Annotated in this window: 16 protein-coding genes; 14 read left to right on the top strand and 2 right to left on the bottom strand. The window is 68.5% G+C overall.

The genetic code is table 11. The features are described from left to right. Window positions 1-352 precede the first annotated feature (352 nt). The 8 genes from UK23_RS12280 (at window position 353) to UK23_RS12250 (ending at window position 5263) form a co-directional block, all read left to right on the top strand. On the top strand, window positions 353-1141 hold the full coding sequence (locus UK23_RS12280) for a hypothetical protein (protein WP_045311587.1): 789 nt from the start codon (window positions 353-355) through the stop codon (window positions 1139-1141). Then, on the top strand, window positions 1138-2253 hold the full coding sequence (locus UK23_RS12275; protein ID WP_045311586.1) for a TadA family conjugal transfer-associated ATPase: 1116 nt from the start codon (window positions 1138-1140) through the stop codon (window positions 2251-2253). The genes UK23_RS12280 and UK23_RS12275 overlap by 4 nt, the downstream gene beginning before the upstream one ends. After that, entirely contained in the window at window positions 2247-3017 is a 771-nt protein-coding gene (locus tag UK23_RS12270; RefSeq protein WP_045311585.1) for a type II secretion system F family protein, read from the top strand. Before UK23_RS12275 ends, UK23_RS12270 begins: the two co-directional genes overlap by 7 nt. Continuing rightward, a complete protein-coding gene (locus tag UK23_RS51460; RefSeq protein ID WP_052684597.1) occupies window positions 3014-3541 on the top strand; it encodes a type II secretion system F family protein in 528 nt (175 codons plus the stop codon). Before UK23_RS12270 ends, UK23_RS51460 begins: the two co-directional genes overlap by 4 nt. Window positions 3542-3551: 10 nt before the next feature. Then, window positions 3552-3713 carry a DUF4244 domain-containing protein gene (locus UK23_RS50155; protein ID WP_269112271.1) on the top strand — a complete coding sequence of 54 codons (162 nt, stop codon included), beginning with the start codon at window positions 3552-3554 and terminating at the stop codon, window positions 3711-3713. Window positions 3714-3723: 10 nt separating this feature from the next. Further along, window positions 3724-4023: a TadE family type IV pilus minor pilin gene (locus UK23_RS12260; RefSeq protein WP_045311583.1), complete on the top strand. Its 300-nt coding sequence runs from the start codon at window positions 3724-3726 to the stop codon at window positions 4021-4023. Then, entirely contained in the window at window positions 4020-4445 is a 426-nt protein-coding gene (locus UK23_RS12255) for an Rv3654c family TadE-like protein (protein ID WP_052684596.1), read from the top strand. Before UK23_RS12260 ends, UK23_RS12255 begins: the two co-directional genes overlap by 4 nt. Before the next feature lie 197 nt (window positions 4446-4642). Further along, a complete protein-coding gene (locus tag UK23_RS12250) occupies window positions 4643-5263 on the top strand; it encodes a bifunctional DNA primase/polymerase (protein ID WP_045311582.1) in 621 nt (206 codons plus the stop codon). A 453-nt stretch (window positions 5264-5716) separates the two neighbouring features. Here UK23_RS12250 and UK23_RS12245 read toward each other — a convergent pair whose 3' ends face one another. Next, the gene (locus tag UK23_RS12245; protein WP_045311581.1) at window positions 5717-6484 is read right to left on the bottom strand and encodes an aminoglycoside adenylyltransferase domain-containing protein; all 768 of its coding nucleotides are present in this window, start codon (window positions 6482-6484) and stop codon (window positions 5717-5719) included. A 181-nt stretch (window positions 6485-6665) separates the two neighbouring features. Continuing rightward, a complete protein-coding gene (locus UK23_RS12240; RefSeq protein WP_045311580.1) occupies window positions 6666-8963 on the bottom strand; it encodes a DEAD/DEAH box helicase in 2298 nt (765 codons plus the stop codon). Between the two features lie 215 nt (window positions 8964-9178). Here UK23_RS12240 and UK23_RS12235 point away from each other — a divergent pair, with 215 nt between their 5' ends. The 6 genes from UK23_RS12235 (at window position 9179) to UK23_RS12210 (ending at window position 14591) form a co-directional block, all read left to right on the top strand. Then, the gene (locus tag UK23_RS12235; protein ID WP_045311579.1) at window positions 9179-11491 is read left to right on the top strand and encodes a sodium-translocating pyrophosphatase; all 2313 of its coding nucleotides are present in this window, start codon (window positions 9179-9181) and stop codon (window positions 11489-11491) included. 64 nt (window positions 11492-11555) lie between these two features. Next, entirely contained in the window at window positions 11556-12128 is a 573-nt protein-coding gene (locus tag UK23_RS12230) for a hypothetical protein (RefSeq protein ID WP_045311578.1), read from the top strand. A gap of 29 nt (window positions 12129-12157) precedes the next feature. Continuing rightward, complete coding sequence (locus UK23_RS12225) at window positions 12158-12733, top strand: hypothetical protein (protein WP_045311577.1); 576 nt, start codon at window positions 12158-12160, stop codon at window positions 12731-12733. A gap of 146 nt (window positions 12734-12879) precedes the next feature. After that, window positions 12880-13341 carry a hypothetical protein gene (locus tag UK23_RS12220; protein ID WP_156213048.1) on the top strand — a complete coding sequence of 154 codons (462 nt, stop codon included), beginning with the start codon at window positions 12880-12882 and terminating at the stop codon, window positions 13339-13341. A gap of 69 nt (window positions 13342-13410) precedes the next feature. Then, window positions 13411-14010 (top strand): hypothetical protein, encoded by a 600-nt coding sequence (locus tag UK23_RS12215; RefSeq protein WP_045311575.1) that lies wholly within the window; start codon window positions 13411-13413, stop codon window positions 14008-14010. Then, entirely contained in the window at window positions 14010-14591 is a 582-nt protein-coding gene (locus UK23_RS12210; protein WP_156213047.1) for a hypothetical protein, read from the top strand. Before UK23_RS12215 ends, UK23_RS12210 begins: the two co-directional genes overlap by 1 nt. Window positions 14592-14593: the final 2 nt, after the last annotated feature.

The raw sequence follows: 14593 nt of genomic DNA, 5'->3' as shown, positions 1-14593 counted from the left end.
AACCGCCTCCGCGCCAACGGATCCGCGTCCGTGATCCGCCTTCTCTTCAGCATCTGCTGGCGGATGGTGCGCAACCTCTTCGTCTACGGCCGCCCCTTCCCGCCTCGCTTCGTGTTCAAGGAGGAACCGCCGGAATGAGCCGCTTCCTGGCCTGGTGCCACGAGACCTGGCTCCGCCTCACGGGCCGCGAGATCACCTACGGCCGCCACGCCCAACGCCCAGAGGCCGCCACATGACCCCCTCCACCGCCACCCACAAGAAGAACTTGGAGCCCCTCCAAGTTCTCCACCCGAAATCCGGCAGCTCAGGTCGGCCGACCCCCGCGCCAGCCGTCCCTGACACCGCCAGCGCCGTGGCCGTGGTGCCTGTCCACGTCCCGGTGGAAAGCGCCAACGGCCGGCGCCTCACCGCTGTCGCCAACTGCACCGACGTCCTGGTCACGGCACCCGCGCAGGGACAGGTCGAAGGCACCACTGGCGTACGCCCCGCCGTGGTCTCCCACAAGGAGCCCTTGGAGGCGCTCCAAGGTCTCCGCCAAGAGCTCGGCAGTTCGAGTCCGGTGGACCTGTTGTTGGCCGATTCGACCGATGTCCCGATCGCTGCGCTCTCTCACGTCTTCCGCACCACCGGAATCCCGCGTCGCACCAGCTTCCACGACGACGGCGCATGGCTCCCAGCTTCCGGAGGCCGTGGCATGACCGTCACCGCCGTCTCCCGCGAGGAGAGCTTGGAGGCGCTCCAAGGTCTCCGCCAAGAGCTCGGCGGTTCGGGTCCGGTCGACCTGTTGTTCGCCGATTCGACCGATGTCCCGATCGCTGCGCTCTCTCACGTCTTCCGCACCACCGGAATCCCGCGTCGCACCAGCTTCCACGACGACGGCGCATGGCTCCCAGCTTCCGGAGGCCGTGGCATGACCGCCACCGCCGTCTCCCGCGAGCAGAAATTGGAGGCGCTCCAAGCTCTCCGCCAAAAACCCTGCGGCCCTGGCCCCGTGAACCTGTTGTTCGCCGGGCCCGCCTCCGCCGACGTCCTGGTCGCCGCGCCAGCCCACGCCCGCCGCCACAGCACCGCGCCCCTTCGCCGCGGGACCTTCCACGACACGGCAATCCGCTGCTCGGAGCCTCTGGAGGCTGCGACATGACCGCCGCCCTGATCGACCGCGTGCGCCACCGCCTGGCCGGAGCGGACATGGAGATGACCGCCGCGGTCGTCGCCCACGCAGTCCGCTCCGAAGCGGGTGGCGTGCTCGCCGACTCGGATGTCTTGGAGGCGCTCCAAGTTCTCCGCCAGGAGTTCAGCGGCACCGGCCCGCTCGACCCGCTGCTCGCCGACCCCGGCACCACCGACGTCCTCGTCACCGCGCCGGACCAGGTGTGGGTCGACGGCACCGAAGGCCTGCGCCGCACCAGCATCACCTTCCCGGACGAGGACGCGGTCCGCCGCCTCGCCCAACGCCTCGCGGTTGCGGCGGGCAGGCGACTCGACGACGCCTCGCCGTGCGTCGACGGGTGGTTGCCGGGCAGCGGGGTCCGGCTGCACGCGGTACTTCCACCGATCGCGGACAGCACCTGCCTGTCGCTCCGCGTGCTGAGGCCCGCGACGCACGATCTGAAGGTGCTCCAGGAGCTCGGCACGTTCGATGCCGAGATCGCGGAAGCGCTCACGACGATCGTCCGTGAACGCAAGGCATTCCTGGTGATCGGCGGCACCGGGTCGGGCAAGACGTCGCTGCTGTCGGCGCTGCTCGGTTGCGTCCCGGAAACCGAACGCATCGTGTGCGTGGAGGACGCGGGCGAGCTGCACCCGGACCACCCGCAGTTCGTGAGGCTCGTCGCGCGGCCGCCCAACGTCGAAGGTGCCGGCGAGATCACCGTGCGGTCGCTGGTACGAGAGGCGTTGCGCATGCGGCCCGACCGGATCGTCGTCGGTGAGGTCAGAGGTGCTGAGGTCAAAGAACTCCTCAGTTCGCTCAACACCGGCCACGAAGGCGGGGCCGGCACGCTGCACGCCAACTCGCCCGCCGAGGTTCCGGCCAGGCTCGAAGCACTCGGCGCGCTCGCAGGGCTGGATCAGCAAGCCCTGCACAGCCAGGTGGCCGCGGCCGTCCAACTCGTCCTGCACATGCGACGAGCGGACGACGGCGCGCGGCACCTCGCCGAGATCGGACGGTTCACGCGCACCGGAAGCGGGCTCGAGGTCCGTCCAATCTGGACCAGAGCGCAAGGCTGGTACGAAAAGGGGGCGCTGTGCTGAGCCTCGTGCTGACAGCCGCAGCACTGCTGGTGTGGCCGCAGCTCAAACCGATCCGCAGGCTCAGGCCGAGAGACAAGCGGGAAATCGTTGTTCCGCAATGGCTGTGGCCGGTGGCCGCAGCAACGATCACCTACCTCGCAGCCGGCCTCGGCGGCCTCGTCGCCGGAGCCGTCCTCGCCGCGGTGATCTACCGGATCGTCAAGCAGGGCAAGCGAAGCCGAGCGCTCAGAGCGGCGACGGAAGCGCTCAGCAACGGTCTCGGCGGCGTGGTCGACGAGCTACGCGCGGGTGCCCATCCAGCCAACGCGGCAGAAGGTGCCGCACAGGACACCCCGGCACCAGCCGATGAAGTGCTCAGAGCCGCGGCGGCCACCGCGCGGCTGGGTGGCGACGTCGAGCGGACCCTGAGAGACCTGAGGCAACCGCTCCTCGCCACAGCCACGGATCAGCTGGCCAAGGCATGGCACGTGTCGGCGAGACATGGTGTCGCGCTCGCGGATGTCCTGGACGCGACGAGGCGCGATCTCGACCAGCGGGCCGCGTTCGCACGACAGGTGCACGCCCGCATGGCCGGGCCGAGGGCGAGTGCCGCGGTGCTCGCGGCGCTGCCGGTGTTCGGAGTGCTGCTCGGCGAACTGAGTGGCGCACGACCGCTCCACACGCTGATCGAAACCACAGCTGGGCAGCTTCTGCTCGTGCTGGGCGCACTGTTCCTCGCTGCAGGACTGTGGTGGACGAAGAGGATCACCGAGGTGGAGCCGTGACGCTCCTCCTGATAGCGCTGGCGATCCTCGTCGCACCGGCACCGGGCCGAGCGATCGACCGGCTGAGACCACAAACGCACGACCCGCCGCCGGCAAACCGCGCGAAGGACGGTCCGTTCGAAAGAGCCGCGGCGCTGGACCTCCTCGCCGCCTGTCTCAGGGCCGGCCTGCCGGTACCGACTGCGATAAAGGCGGCGGGCATCGGAGAACTGAGCCACGTCGCCGAACTGCTCGCACTCGGCGCGGACCCGAACACCGCGTGGGCGCAAGCCCTGACCGACAAAACGACAGCCGCGCTCGCGAGAGCCGCCAGAAGGACCGCGCGTTCAGGAGCTGCGTTCGCCGGCCAAGCCGCCGACCTCGCCGAGCGGACCAGAGCCGAGGCGAAGGACCAGGCCGAGGCCGAGGCGCAACGAGCGGCTGTGGCCGTCGCGGCACCGCTGGCGCTGTGTTTCCTGCCGGCGTTCCTGTGCCTCGGCGTCATGCCGGTGGTGCTGGGCCTGGCCGATCAATTCCTCAATTAAGGAGAACGAAGTGGAACTGCTGAAGGACGACAGCGGCATGAGCACGGTCGAGTACGCGATCGGGACGCTCGCGGTGGCCGCGCTCGCCGGGGTGCTGTACGCGATCGCCACCAGCGACTGGATGGAGAACATGTTGCAGGGGCTGATACAGCGTGCGCTTTCGGCGGTCTGACGACAGCGGCATGGCCACGGTCGAGGCGGCGATCGCCGTTTGCGCGCTCCTGATCGTCATGGGGCTGGCAGCCGCAGGTCTCACCGCTGTCGTCGAGCAGATGCGGTGCACCGACGCGGCGAGAGAGGCGGCGCGGTTGGCGGCACGCGGTGAACGGCAGCGCGGTGAGGAAGCGGCCGGCCAGATCGCCCCCGGAGCGAACATCGTGTTCCAGGTCGACGACGACTCCATAAGTGTCGTCGTCACCAAACGCGGACCGTTGGGCGTGCCGCTCGGCGCGACGGCGTTCGCCGCACTGGAGCCGCGATGAACGGTGAAGTGCCAGGTGATGAGAGCGGCTCGGCTGCGGTGAGCGGTGTCGTCGCGATGTTGTTGCTGATCATCGCGACGCTCACCGGCGCGCAGATCGGAGCGGCGGTCGTCGTGCGGCATCGGGTGACCGGCGCGGCTGATCTGGCGGCGCTCGCCGGTGCGGTGGGTTTGCCTGATGGCGAAGAAAGTGCTTGTGAGCAGGCAAAACTCGTGGTGGAACGCAACAGGGCGCGGCTCGAGAGCTGCGAGGTGAGCGGTTGGGAGGTGGTTGTGCGGGCATCGGCCGCTACGCCGTTCGGCCCGGTGAGCGCGCGGTCGAGGGCAGGTCCGGCCGAAGATCGAAGCGTTTGGAGCGCGACGAGCGGTCGTCTCCCGGCGGTGAGCGGACTCACACCGGTGCCGGGACATGCTGAACGGTGATCGAACTAAACGCGCGGAGTTCAGCGGCCCGTTCTCGCCAGGGGCGTTCGCCGTCTCGTAGCTACCAGTTGTCGCGGCGGGGGTTACCAAGCCCAGGGCCGGTGTCGTTAGTTGTAGTAGCGGCACCGACGCGGTGTCCCGAGAACACCGGCACCACGTCGATGTCGAGACAGACTCTGGGAAGAAGGCGACGGAAGATGGATTGGTCGGATAGCTGGCGCGGGGCCTTCCGCATCGAACTGCGTGCCGAGGCCGTCAGCCTCGCGTACCGCGGTTGGCCCGTACTGCCCGGCACCTATCCGGCCGGTACCGAGAACGGCGTGACGCAGTGGGCGGGCCGCAGCGGGCTCGAGCTCCACGGCCCGATCCCGGTGCACCGCGACTGGGTGGACCGCATCGGCACCCGTCCCGACCAGGTCGCCACGTGGTGGACCGGTCGTTCCTACAGCCTGCTCGTCGCGACCGGCCACGTCGTTGACGCGATCGAGGTCGGCACCGACCTCGGCCGCCGCGCGGCCGTCGCACTGCGCTCGATCGGTGTTCCCGTGCCGATCGCCGCGACCCCGTCCGGCCGGTGGATGTTCCTGGTGAAGTCCGGCTCGAAGCTCAACGCCGAGCTGGGGAACAACGCCGACGTCCACCTGTACGGCAAGGGCGAGTACATCCCGCTGCCGCCCACCCCGATGGCGCACGGCGTCGTGCACTGGAGGGTCAAGCCGTCGATCTGCGGCTGGAACCTCCCGGACGCGCACGTCGTGCAGGACGCACTGGTCGAGGCGCTGCACGCCCCGGCCGGCTACCAGCTCGAAACCGTCTGACACAACTAAAAGTAGAGCCCGGCCGTGCTGGGTGTCGTCGTGGACTCTCCCCGACAACCCCGAAGACGATGCCCTGCACGGCCGTTCCACCCCAGCCCGATCCGATGATCGGTCTCCCTACCCCGCACTTGGGGGACCACGGAGGAACGGGCGAAAAGCCGAACACGCACCCCGAAGGACAGCCTCCCGCATTAGTGACCGGACCGAGGAACGTTAGTGGCAGGGCACCCCGCTCTGCCGCGGTCGGTGAAGCCGGCTCCTCCCCGGAGTTCGTCCCGATGACAGTCGACACCGTCGCCTCCCGCGTGTCCTGTCAGAGACGAACAACCAGATTCCACCGATGTTCCAAGGGATCCGGTCGCGAAGCGGTAGCAGGCGGGAAAACAGTGTTCGGCACGTGGAGAGGGCGCGCCGCAGGTACCCGTGAGCCTGCGGCGCGCCCCCACGAAACAACTACAGAAGCTCGCAGTAGGCCGCGAAAGCTCGCGTCTGCTCCATGCTTCCCGGACGCGGGGCAGCGTCGGCGTCCCAGCCGAGCTCCCGGTCCCCGATGACCTGCTCGATCAGCGGGTGCCACCGCTGATCGAGCATTTTCATGCCCCACTCAAGGGCGCCGCGCTTCGACGTCACCTCAGCGGTGTGCAGCGTGTAGAGGGTCCTGCAGTACTGCGCGACGATGTAGCGCTGAGTCCACGCGACATCCATCGGTGCCCAGGACTTGATGCCCTCCCACAGGATTGGCAGGTCGGCTCGCATCGTCGAGCGCAGAACGGACGGCGGGACCTCGTCGACCAGCGAGGTGATCGGTGGGCCGTCGACCACAATCCCTCGGTTGCGCAGGATCCACCGGGCGTGCGCCGAATTGCAGTGGGTGTCCCAGATCAACGTGCGATGGCCGTGGTCGTTGAACAGCCACGGAACCCCGAGACCTGCCACCGAGCGCAGTGACTCGACGTCGGCGTAGGAGCCCTCGATCTCAGTCGACCAGTGGCCTGGCCGCAAGGGAATCTCGTCGTGCAGCGCGCGAAGGCCGGCCTCCGCGGCGCCGGAAGGCAACGAAGTGCACGCGACGATGAAGTCGCAGTCGCTGTGGATGTCGGCGGCGCCGAGGGCGAACGAGCCCTGGACGTACGTGCCCACGTAGGTGGGGCCGAGGATCTCGCGAACCGACGAGACGAGGTCGGCGAGCAGTGCGTTCAGATCAGCAAAAGGCGTGAACAAGGCAACTCCTGAAGAACCCGTGGCCGAAAGGGGACGGGCGCGGCGGAGTGATCGAGCTCAGCCGCGCCTGCGGGCACGGCAGAGCGTCCGGCTCGCCGCGCTCAGAGGCGACGGGTCCGGTCTGTGGCGTTGCAGCTGCATGCGGTCACGCAGCCACCGTAGCCGGGCGAACCCGGACAAGTCAGGCGATTTTGCTCAGCACGACGTCGAGCACCAGCACCGCACCGGCCTTGTCCAGCGGTTCGTTGCCGTTGCCGCACTTCGGCGACTGCACGCACGACGGGCAACCCATCGGGCACGAGCACGAGCTGATCGCCGAACGGGTCGCCGACAGCCACGCCCGCAACGCCGAGTGCCCTCGATCCGCGAAGCCCGCGCCGCCCGGATGTCCGTCGTGCACGAAGACCGTCGGCATCCCCGTGTCCGGGTGCACGGCCGTCGACACGCCGCCGATGTCCCACCTGTCGCACGTCGCGAACAGCGGCAGCAGGCCTATCGCCGCGTGTTCGGCGGCGTGCAGCGCGCCGGGGATCCGTTTGCTCTCAACACCTGCGGCGGCCAGCAGCGACTCGTCGACCGAGTACCAGACCGCACGGGTCTGCAGGGTCTGTTCGGGGAGGTCCAGCGGAATCTGGTCCAGCACCACGCCGGACGGCAGCCGGCGCAGGTAGCCGACGACCTGCGTGGTCACCTCCACCTCGCCCAGGGACACCGACACGCCACCGAACTCGGCGCGTTCGACCTCGCGCACCACCGTGATGTCCACGCAGTCGCGCGGCTGCGTCGTCCACTCCGGGTCTTCGCGGTGCACCATCGCGAGGCCGCTCTCCAGGTCGAGCTCGTCGACCACATACGCCCGCCCCTGGTGCAGGTAGAGGGCACCGGGATGCACCTGCCAGCAGGCGGATCCGGGGTCGACCGTGCCGAGCATCCGGCCAGAGTCCGCCTCCACGACCGCGACCTGGTCACCGCCGGAGCCGCGGATGTCCACCCCGGCGTGCGGCCTGTCGTGCGACGCCCAGTACCAGCCCGCGGGCCTGCGGCGCAGCAGCTTCTCCGCCACCAGCTCGTCCAGCACGGTCTCGGCGAGCGGGCCGCCGAAGTCGTCGAGACAGGCCGGGGTCAACGGCATCTCGGACGCGGCGCACGCCAGCTGCGGCCCTAATACATAGGGGTTCAACGGATCGAGCACCGTCGCCTCGACCGGCCGGTCCAGCACCGCGGCCGGGTTGTGCACCAGGTAGGTGTCCAACGGGTCGTCGCGCGCCACGAACACCACGAGAGCACTGTCGCCGGACCGCCCGGCACGACCCGCCTGCTGCCAGAACGACGCCAGCGTGCCCGGGAAACCGGCCACCACCACGGCGTCGAGCCCGGCGATGTCGACGCCCAGCTCCAGCGCGTTCGTCGTGGCCACGCCGAGCAGATCGCCGGTGGACAGGGACTTCTCCAGCGCCCGCCGCTCCTCCGGCAGGAACCCGCCTCGGTAGGCGGCGACGCGAGAAGGCAGCTCACTGTCCACTTCGGACAAAATCCGCTGGGTGCCCAGAGCGGTCAGCTCCGCACCACGCCGCGACCGCACGAAGGCGAGCGATCGGGCACCCTCGACGACGAGATCGGCCAGGATTCGCGACGTCTCCGCGCCCGCCGACCGCCGGATCGGAGCCCCGTTCTCACCCTCCAGAGAGGTCAGCGGCGGCTCCCACAGCGCGACCGTCCGCGAGGCACGTGGCGAGAAGTCGTCCACGACAGCGGAAACCGGTACGCCGAGCAAACGCTGCGCCGAGGCAGCAGGATCAGCCACAGTGGCCGATGCCAGAACGAAGATCGGATCCGCGCCGTATTTGCGAGCGACGCGCCGGAGTCTTCGCATCAACAACGCCACGTGCGACCCGAAAACGCCGCGGTAGGAATGGCACTCGTCGATCACCACGTACTTCAGCCTGCGGAAGAACCGCAGCCATTTCGGGTGCTGCGGCAGGATTCCGCGGTGCAGCATGTCCGGGTTGGTGAACACCCAGTTCGCGTGCGCCTTGACCCAGTCGCGTTCGGCCATCGGGGTGTCGCCGTCGTAAGCCGCCGCGCGCACCCCCTTGATGCCGAGCTCGTCGAGTGAGCGGAGCTGGTCAGCGCCAAGAGCTTTGGTCGGGGACAGGTACAGAGCGGTGGCTTTCGTGTCCGCCAAAAGAGTGGAAAGCACGGGCAGCTGGTAGGCGAGTGACTTGCCGGACGCGGTGCCCGTCGCGAGCACGACATGTGATCCGCGCCACGCAAGAGAAGCCGCCTCGACCTGATGCCGCCACGGCTCGCGCACGCCCGTCTCGGTGAACGCGGCCACCACCGCCGGCGCGGCCCACGACGGCCATTCGACGTGATCAGCCTGGCGCAACGGCAAATCGCGTGCGTGTGTGAGAGGCGACTCACCGGCGGGTACCCCCGCCAGCACGCGGTCCAGCAACCGCCGTCCCTGATCCACCACGAGGCGAGCTTTGCATACACCACCGACAGTCCTGACTGGGCCGTGCTCGACTTCCTGCGCAGATAACGGTGTGTGCACGGATCGGGACAGTTCGTTGCCTCGTTGCAAGCACCCCCTAGACTCCCCGCTCATCGCATCCAATGAGGGATGCGTCACGTCGCGCTGGGCGGCTGGTCTGCCTTGGCGCTGCACATGGCAACTCACCAGGAGGACGGATGTCCCGGCAATTCCTCGCGGAGAGCCTCGAGCTCTCCGGGGGTGATCGCGGCGTCGTAGCCGTGGTCGCCGTGGTCGCCCTGGCTGCTCTCGCCGTCGGGTACGTACTGCTCAGGGAAGTTCTGGCCGCCGGCCAGGGCACCGTGAAGATGCAGGACATCGCCAAGGCGGTTCAGGAGGGCGCAGCGGCCTACCTCAACCGGCAGTTCCGCACGCTCGGCATTTTTGTCGTGATCGTGTTCGTACTGCTGTTCGCGCTACCGGCGGACGATCTTGCCGAACGGATCGGCAGGTCGTTGTTCTTCATCGTCGGTGCCGCGTTCTCGGCGACGATCGGCTACCTGGGCATGTGGTTGTCCACGCGCGCCAACGTGCGTGTTGCCGCCGCCGCAAACGAAGGCGAAGGCGGTCGCGAAAAGGCGATGCGCGTCGCTTTCCGCACCGGTGGTGTGGTCGGTATGACGACGGTCGGCCTCGGTCTCTTCGGCGCCGCGCTCGTCGTGCTCGTGTACGCCGGTCAGGCCCCGAAGGTGCTGGAGGGCTTCGGTTTCGGTGCCGCGCTGCTCGCGATGTTCATGCGTGTCGGTGGCGGTATCTTCACCAAGGCCGCCGACGTCGGCGCCGACCTGGTCGGCAAGGTCGAGCAGGGCATCCCGGAGGACGACCCCCGCAACGCCGCGACCATCGCGGACAACGTGGGCGACAACGTCGGTGACTGCGCCGGCATGGCCGCGGACCTCTTCGAGTCCTACGCCGTGACGCTGGTCGCGTCGCTGATCCTCGGCACCGCCGCGTTCGGTGCGCAGGGCCTGCTGTTCCCGCTGATCGTGCCCGCGATCGGCGTGCTGACCGCGGTCATCGGTGTCTACACGACCAGTGCGAAGACGGGCGAGAGCGGCCTCACGGCCATCAACCGCTCCTTCTACATCTCCGCGGTCATCTCCGCGGTGCTGTGCACGATCGCGGCGTTCGCGTTCCTGCCGAGCTCCTTCGCGGACCTCAACGGCATCAGCGACGCGGTCAAGGCCACCAGCGGCAACCCGGCGCTGATCGCGTCCGTCGCGGTGATCATCGGCATCGTGCTGGCCGGCGTCATCCTCTGGCTGACCGGCTACTACACCGGCACCGAGCACAAGCCGGTCAAGGAGGTCGGCCAGACCTCGCTGACCGGTGCGGCCACGGTGATCCTGTCCGGTATCTCGGTCGGTTTCGAGTCGGCCGTCTACACCGCGCTGGTGATCGGTGCGGCCGTCTACGGCGCGTTCCTGCTCTCCGGTTCGGTCGTCGTCGCGCTGTTCGCGATCGCGCTCGCCGGTTGTGGTCTGCTCACGACCGTCGGCGTCATCGTCGCGATGGACACCTTCGGCCCGGTCTCCGACAACGCGCAGGGCATCGCCGAGATGTCCGGTGACGTGCACGGCGAGGGCGCGCAGATCCTCACCGAGCTCGACGCGGTCGGCAACACCACCAAGGCCATCACGAAGGGCATCGCGATCGCGACGGCCGTGCTCGCCGCGACGGCGCTGTTCGGCTCGTACAAGGACGCGATCGACCAGGCCGTGATCAAGGTCGGCAACGTCGCCGGCGATCTGCCGATCTCGTTCACCAACGTGGTGTTCAGCCCGAACGTCCTCGTCGGTGTCGCCATCGGTGCGGCGGTCGTCTTCATGTTCTCGGGCCTCGCGGTCAACGCCGTGACGCGCGCCGCCGGTGCCATCGTGTTCGAGGTGCGCCGTCAGTTCCGCGAGAACCCCGGCATCATGGACTACTCGGTGAAGCCGGAGTACGGCAAGGTCGTCGACATCTGCACCAAGGACTCGCTGCGTGAGCTGGCGACTCCTGGTCTGATGGCCGTGCTCGCCCCGATCGCCGTCGGCTTCGGCCTCGGCGTCGGCCCGCTGGCGGGTTACCTCGCCGGTGCGATCGCGACCGGCACGCTCATGGCGGTCTTCCTGGCCAACTCCGGTGGTGCCTGGGACAACGCCAAGAAGCTGGTCGAGGACGGCAACCACGGTGGCAAGGGCTCCGACGCCCACGCCGCGACGGTCATCGGCGACACGGTCGGCGACCCGTTCAAGGACACGGCCGGCCCTGCCATCAACCCGCTGATCAAGGTCATGAACCTGGTCTCGGTGCTGATCGCGCCCGCCATCGTCACCTTCTCCATCGGTGACAGCGCGTCCGACCCGATCCGCATCGCGATCGCCGTGGTCGCGGCACTGATCATCGTCGGTGCGGTGGTCGTGTCGAAGCGTCGCGGTACCGCCATCGCGGACGCTCCCGCGGAGACCGTGAGCAACGGCGCCGCGTAGTTCGGCCTCCGGTCGGGGTACGTTCGGGTCTTCCCCCGACGTACCCCGACCGAGGAGTTACGACATGAGGCTCCGCCTCGTCGCCACTGCCGCCGTCGCCGCCTGTGCGCTGGCCGGGTGCACCATTGGTGGCAACTCCGGCACTTCATCGACGCCCACCAGCGGCGCGGCCAGCCCCCAGGCCGTCGCCTACATGGACAAGGTGTGCGGCGCCGCGTCCGAGTTCGCGAAGATCGACAAGACGACTCCGAAGCTCGACGCCAGCGACCCAGCCAAGCTCAAGGCCGAGATGGCCGCGTACATGGGCCAGCTCGCCACCGCCTTCACCAAGTCGGCAGAGGGCCTCAAGAACGTAGGCCCGTCACCTGTCGCGGGTGGTGAGGAGGCCGTCAACAAGATGGCCGAGACGTTCACCTCCCTCGGCACCGTCTTCACCGAGGCCAAGGCCAAGATCGAGCAGGCCGACGCGAACGACGCCACCGGAGGCCTCCAGGCCGCCGGAGAGGCCATCGCCAAGCTCTCCGAGCTCGCCGACCCGCTGCGGGACCTCAAGGGCGTTCCGGAGCTGCAGAAGGCCACCCAGACCGCGCCGAAGTGCCAGGAGATGCAGCGCCTCAACGTCACGCCGACGAGCTGAGCGAGGCCGTTCGGAGTAGCTTCCGGCCCATGCGCCTGCGTCACACCGCCATCGCACTTCTGACGAGTCTGCTCGCGCTCACCGCGTGCAGCAGCGGAGGTTCGTCCACGTCCCCGACGACGGCCACCCCGAACGAGGCCGACGTCGTGGCGTGGATGGACAAGGTCTGCGGCGCCGTCGACGGCACCGTGAAGGCCATGTCGGACGAGCCGGGCATCGACATGAACGACCCGGCCAAGCTCAAGACGGGCCTGTCGGACTGGCTCGGCACCAAGGTCGCCGCGGTCGACAAGTCCATCGCGGACCTCAAGGCGCTGGAGAACGGCCCGCACCCGAAGTCGAAGGAGCTGGTCACGACGGCCGAGGACGGCATGGGCCAGATCAAGACCCTGCTCGCCGACACCAAGTCGAAGCTGGACTCCTCCACCGACGCCACCCAGGTCGTCGCCGCGTTCACCGAGATGATCGGCAAGGCCGCCACGCTCGAGAAGACGGGCGCCGACGTGCAGAAGAAGTTCGACGAGACGGGTCTCGGCTCGGCCGCCCAGAAGGCGCCGAACTGCAAGGGCCTGGAGATCTCGCCTTCCTCCACGCCGACCTCGTAAACGCCTGCACCGCGGATCGCCCGAACGCGTACTGTTCGGGCGATTCGTGGTTTGAGCTGGGGGTTCCGGTGTTCGCACGCTCGTCTGCAGTGGCCTTGGCCTGCGCACTTCTCGTCTGCCTCACCGGCTGCGGCAACAACAGGTCAGTGCCTGGTCCTCGAACCACCACCGTTCCCTCCGACGAGCTGAGATGGGCGCGGACCTACTGCACTGAGTACGGGTTGTTCATCAGCGCCAGGCGAGAAGCGAAGACGACCAAGGCCGCGGCGCTCGAACTCACGTCGACTGCGACGGAGTCGTTGCGCGACATGGCCGACGCGACCGAGGACCTCGGCGTGCTTGCGCCGGCGGCGAAGGACACCCACGAGCACCTGATCGAGTCTCTGCGCGCTGTCGCAGACGGCTATGCAGCCGCCCAGGACCGGATCGAGAGCCTGCCGGACACGGGGTTCGGCGCCGCCTTCGCGGCAGTGCTCGCGGCGCAGATCGGATCGAAGGAGAACGACGTCGAGGACCTGTTCGAGGACCTCAGCAGCCGGTCCGAGTACGCCCGAGCGCTCGACCAGGACCGCGTGTGCGCGGGCGTCCGCTACATGCAGGGCAACTGAGGCAACGAACCAGATCGCCCGAACGTGTACCGTTCGCCGCCCTGGTTCGACGTTTCTGGGGGATTTACCGTGAATGCACGTCTTTCGCTCATCGCTGCCTGCACGGCGGCCGTCCTCGCCGGCTGCTCCGGTGGCGCCGCGCCGTCCACGCAGACCACGACGCCCACGACCACCTCCGTGACGCCGCCTGCCGGTGACCCGGTCAAGTGGGCGGGCGCCTTCTGCGGTGGCACGACGCCGGTGCTGACCGGCGCGGTCGAGCTGATCACGCTCGCCGCGACGAACGCCGACAACCCGGCGGCGCTCAAGGAGGGCATGCTCAAGATCCTCGAGACGGGCTCGAAGTCGATGGCCGAGGCCGAGACCAAGCTCAAGGAGATCGGCGCGCCCGGTGAGGACGCCAAGGCCGTGCACGACGAGATCGTGAAGCAGTTCGGCACCGCGGCCAAGGAGTACGTGACGGTCGCCGAGCAGATGCGCAAGCTCGACGCCAACGCGCCCGACTTCATGGACCAGGTCCAGAAGCTCGGCGGCGACTCGGCCGACCCGTCGAAGTTCGCCGACGAGGTCAAGAAGCTCGACGCGAACCCGAAGTACAAGGACGCCATCGCGAAGGCGCCCGAGTGCACGCAGATGCGGGAGAAGCTCGGAAAGCTGATCGGTCAGTGATGACGTTTCGCCTGGTCGCGGCCGTGCTGGGCACGGCCGCGCTCGCCGCGTGCAGCACGCCTGCCCAGGCCCCGAAGCCACCCCTCACACCTCCTCCGGCCACTACGACGGCCGACGTGCCCGGTGTCGATCCGGCGGCCTGGTTCGAGGCCTACTGCGGTCCCTTGGGCGTCACCGAGGTCGCGCGGCGTGAGATCCAGGGCAAGGTTCCTGAGGGCAGGGAGGCGGTGAAGGCGGCCGTGGTGCGTTGGGCGTCGACGGCCGCGGCGTCGGATCGCAAGATGGCCGACGACCTGGAGAAGCTCGGTCCGATGAGCTCGGACGTGAGCAACCCGCACGAACGGCTGATCAAGTCGCTGCGCGATGAGGCCAAGCGCTTCGACGAGGCGTCCACGCGGCTGGCGGCACTGGCGGCCGACGACAAGTTCCCCGAGCGCTATCAACAGGTCCTGGCGACCAGTGGTGCCAATGAGAGCGTGCAGATGATGTTCAAGCAGATCGTGGACGTCCCGAAGTACAAGGAGGCGTTCCGCGCGAACAAGGTGTGCGCGGACTGGCAGAAACTGGCCGGTGGAAAATAGGC

The sequence above is a fragment of the Lentzea aerocolonigenes genome (assembly GCF_000955955.1).
In the GTDB taxonomy this organism is placed as follows: domain Bacteria; phylum Actinomycetota; class Actinomycetes; order Mycobacteriales; family Pseudonocardiaceae; genus Lentzea; species Lentzea aerocolonigenes_A.
Note: the sequence above shows the minus strand (reverse complement) of the source record. Positions and strands in the feature narration are given on the sequence as shown.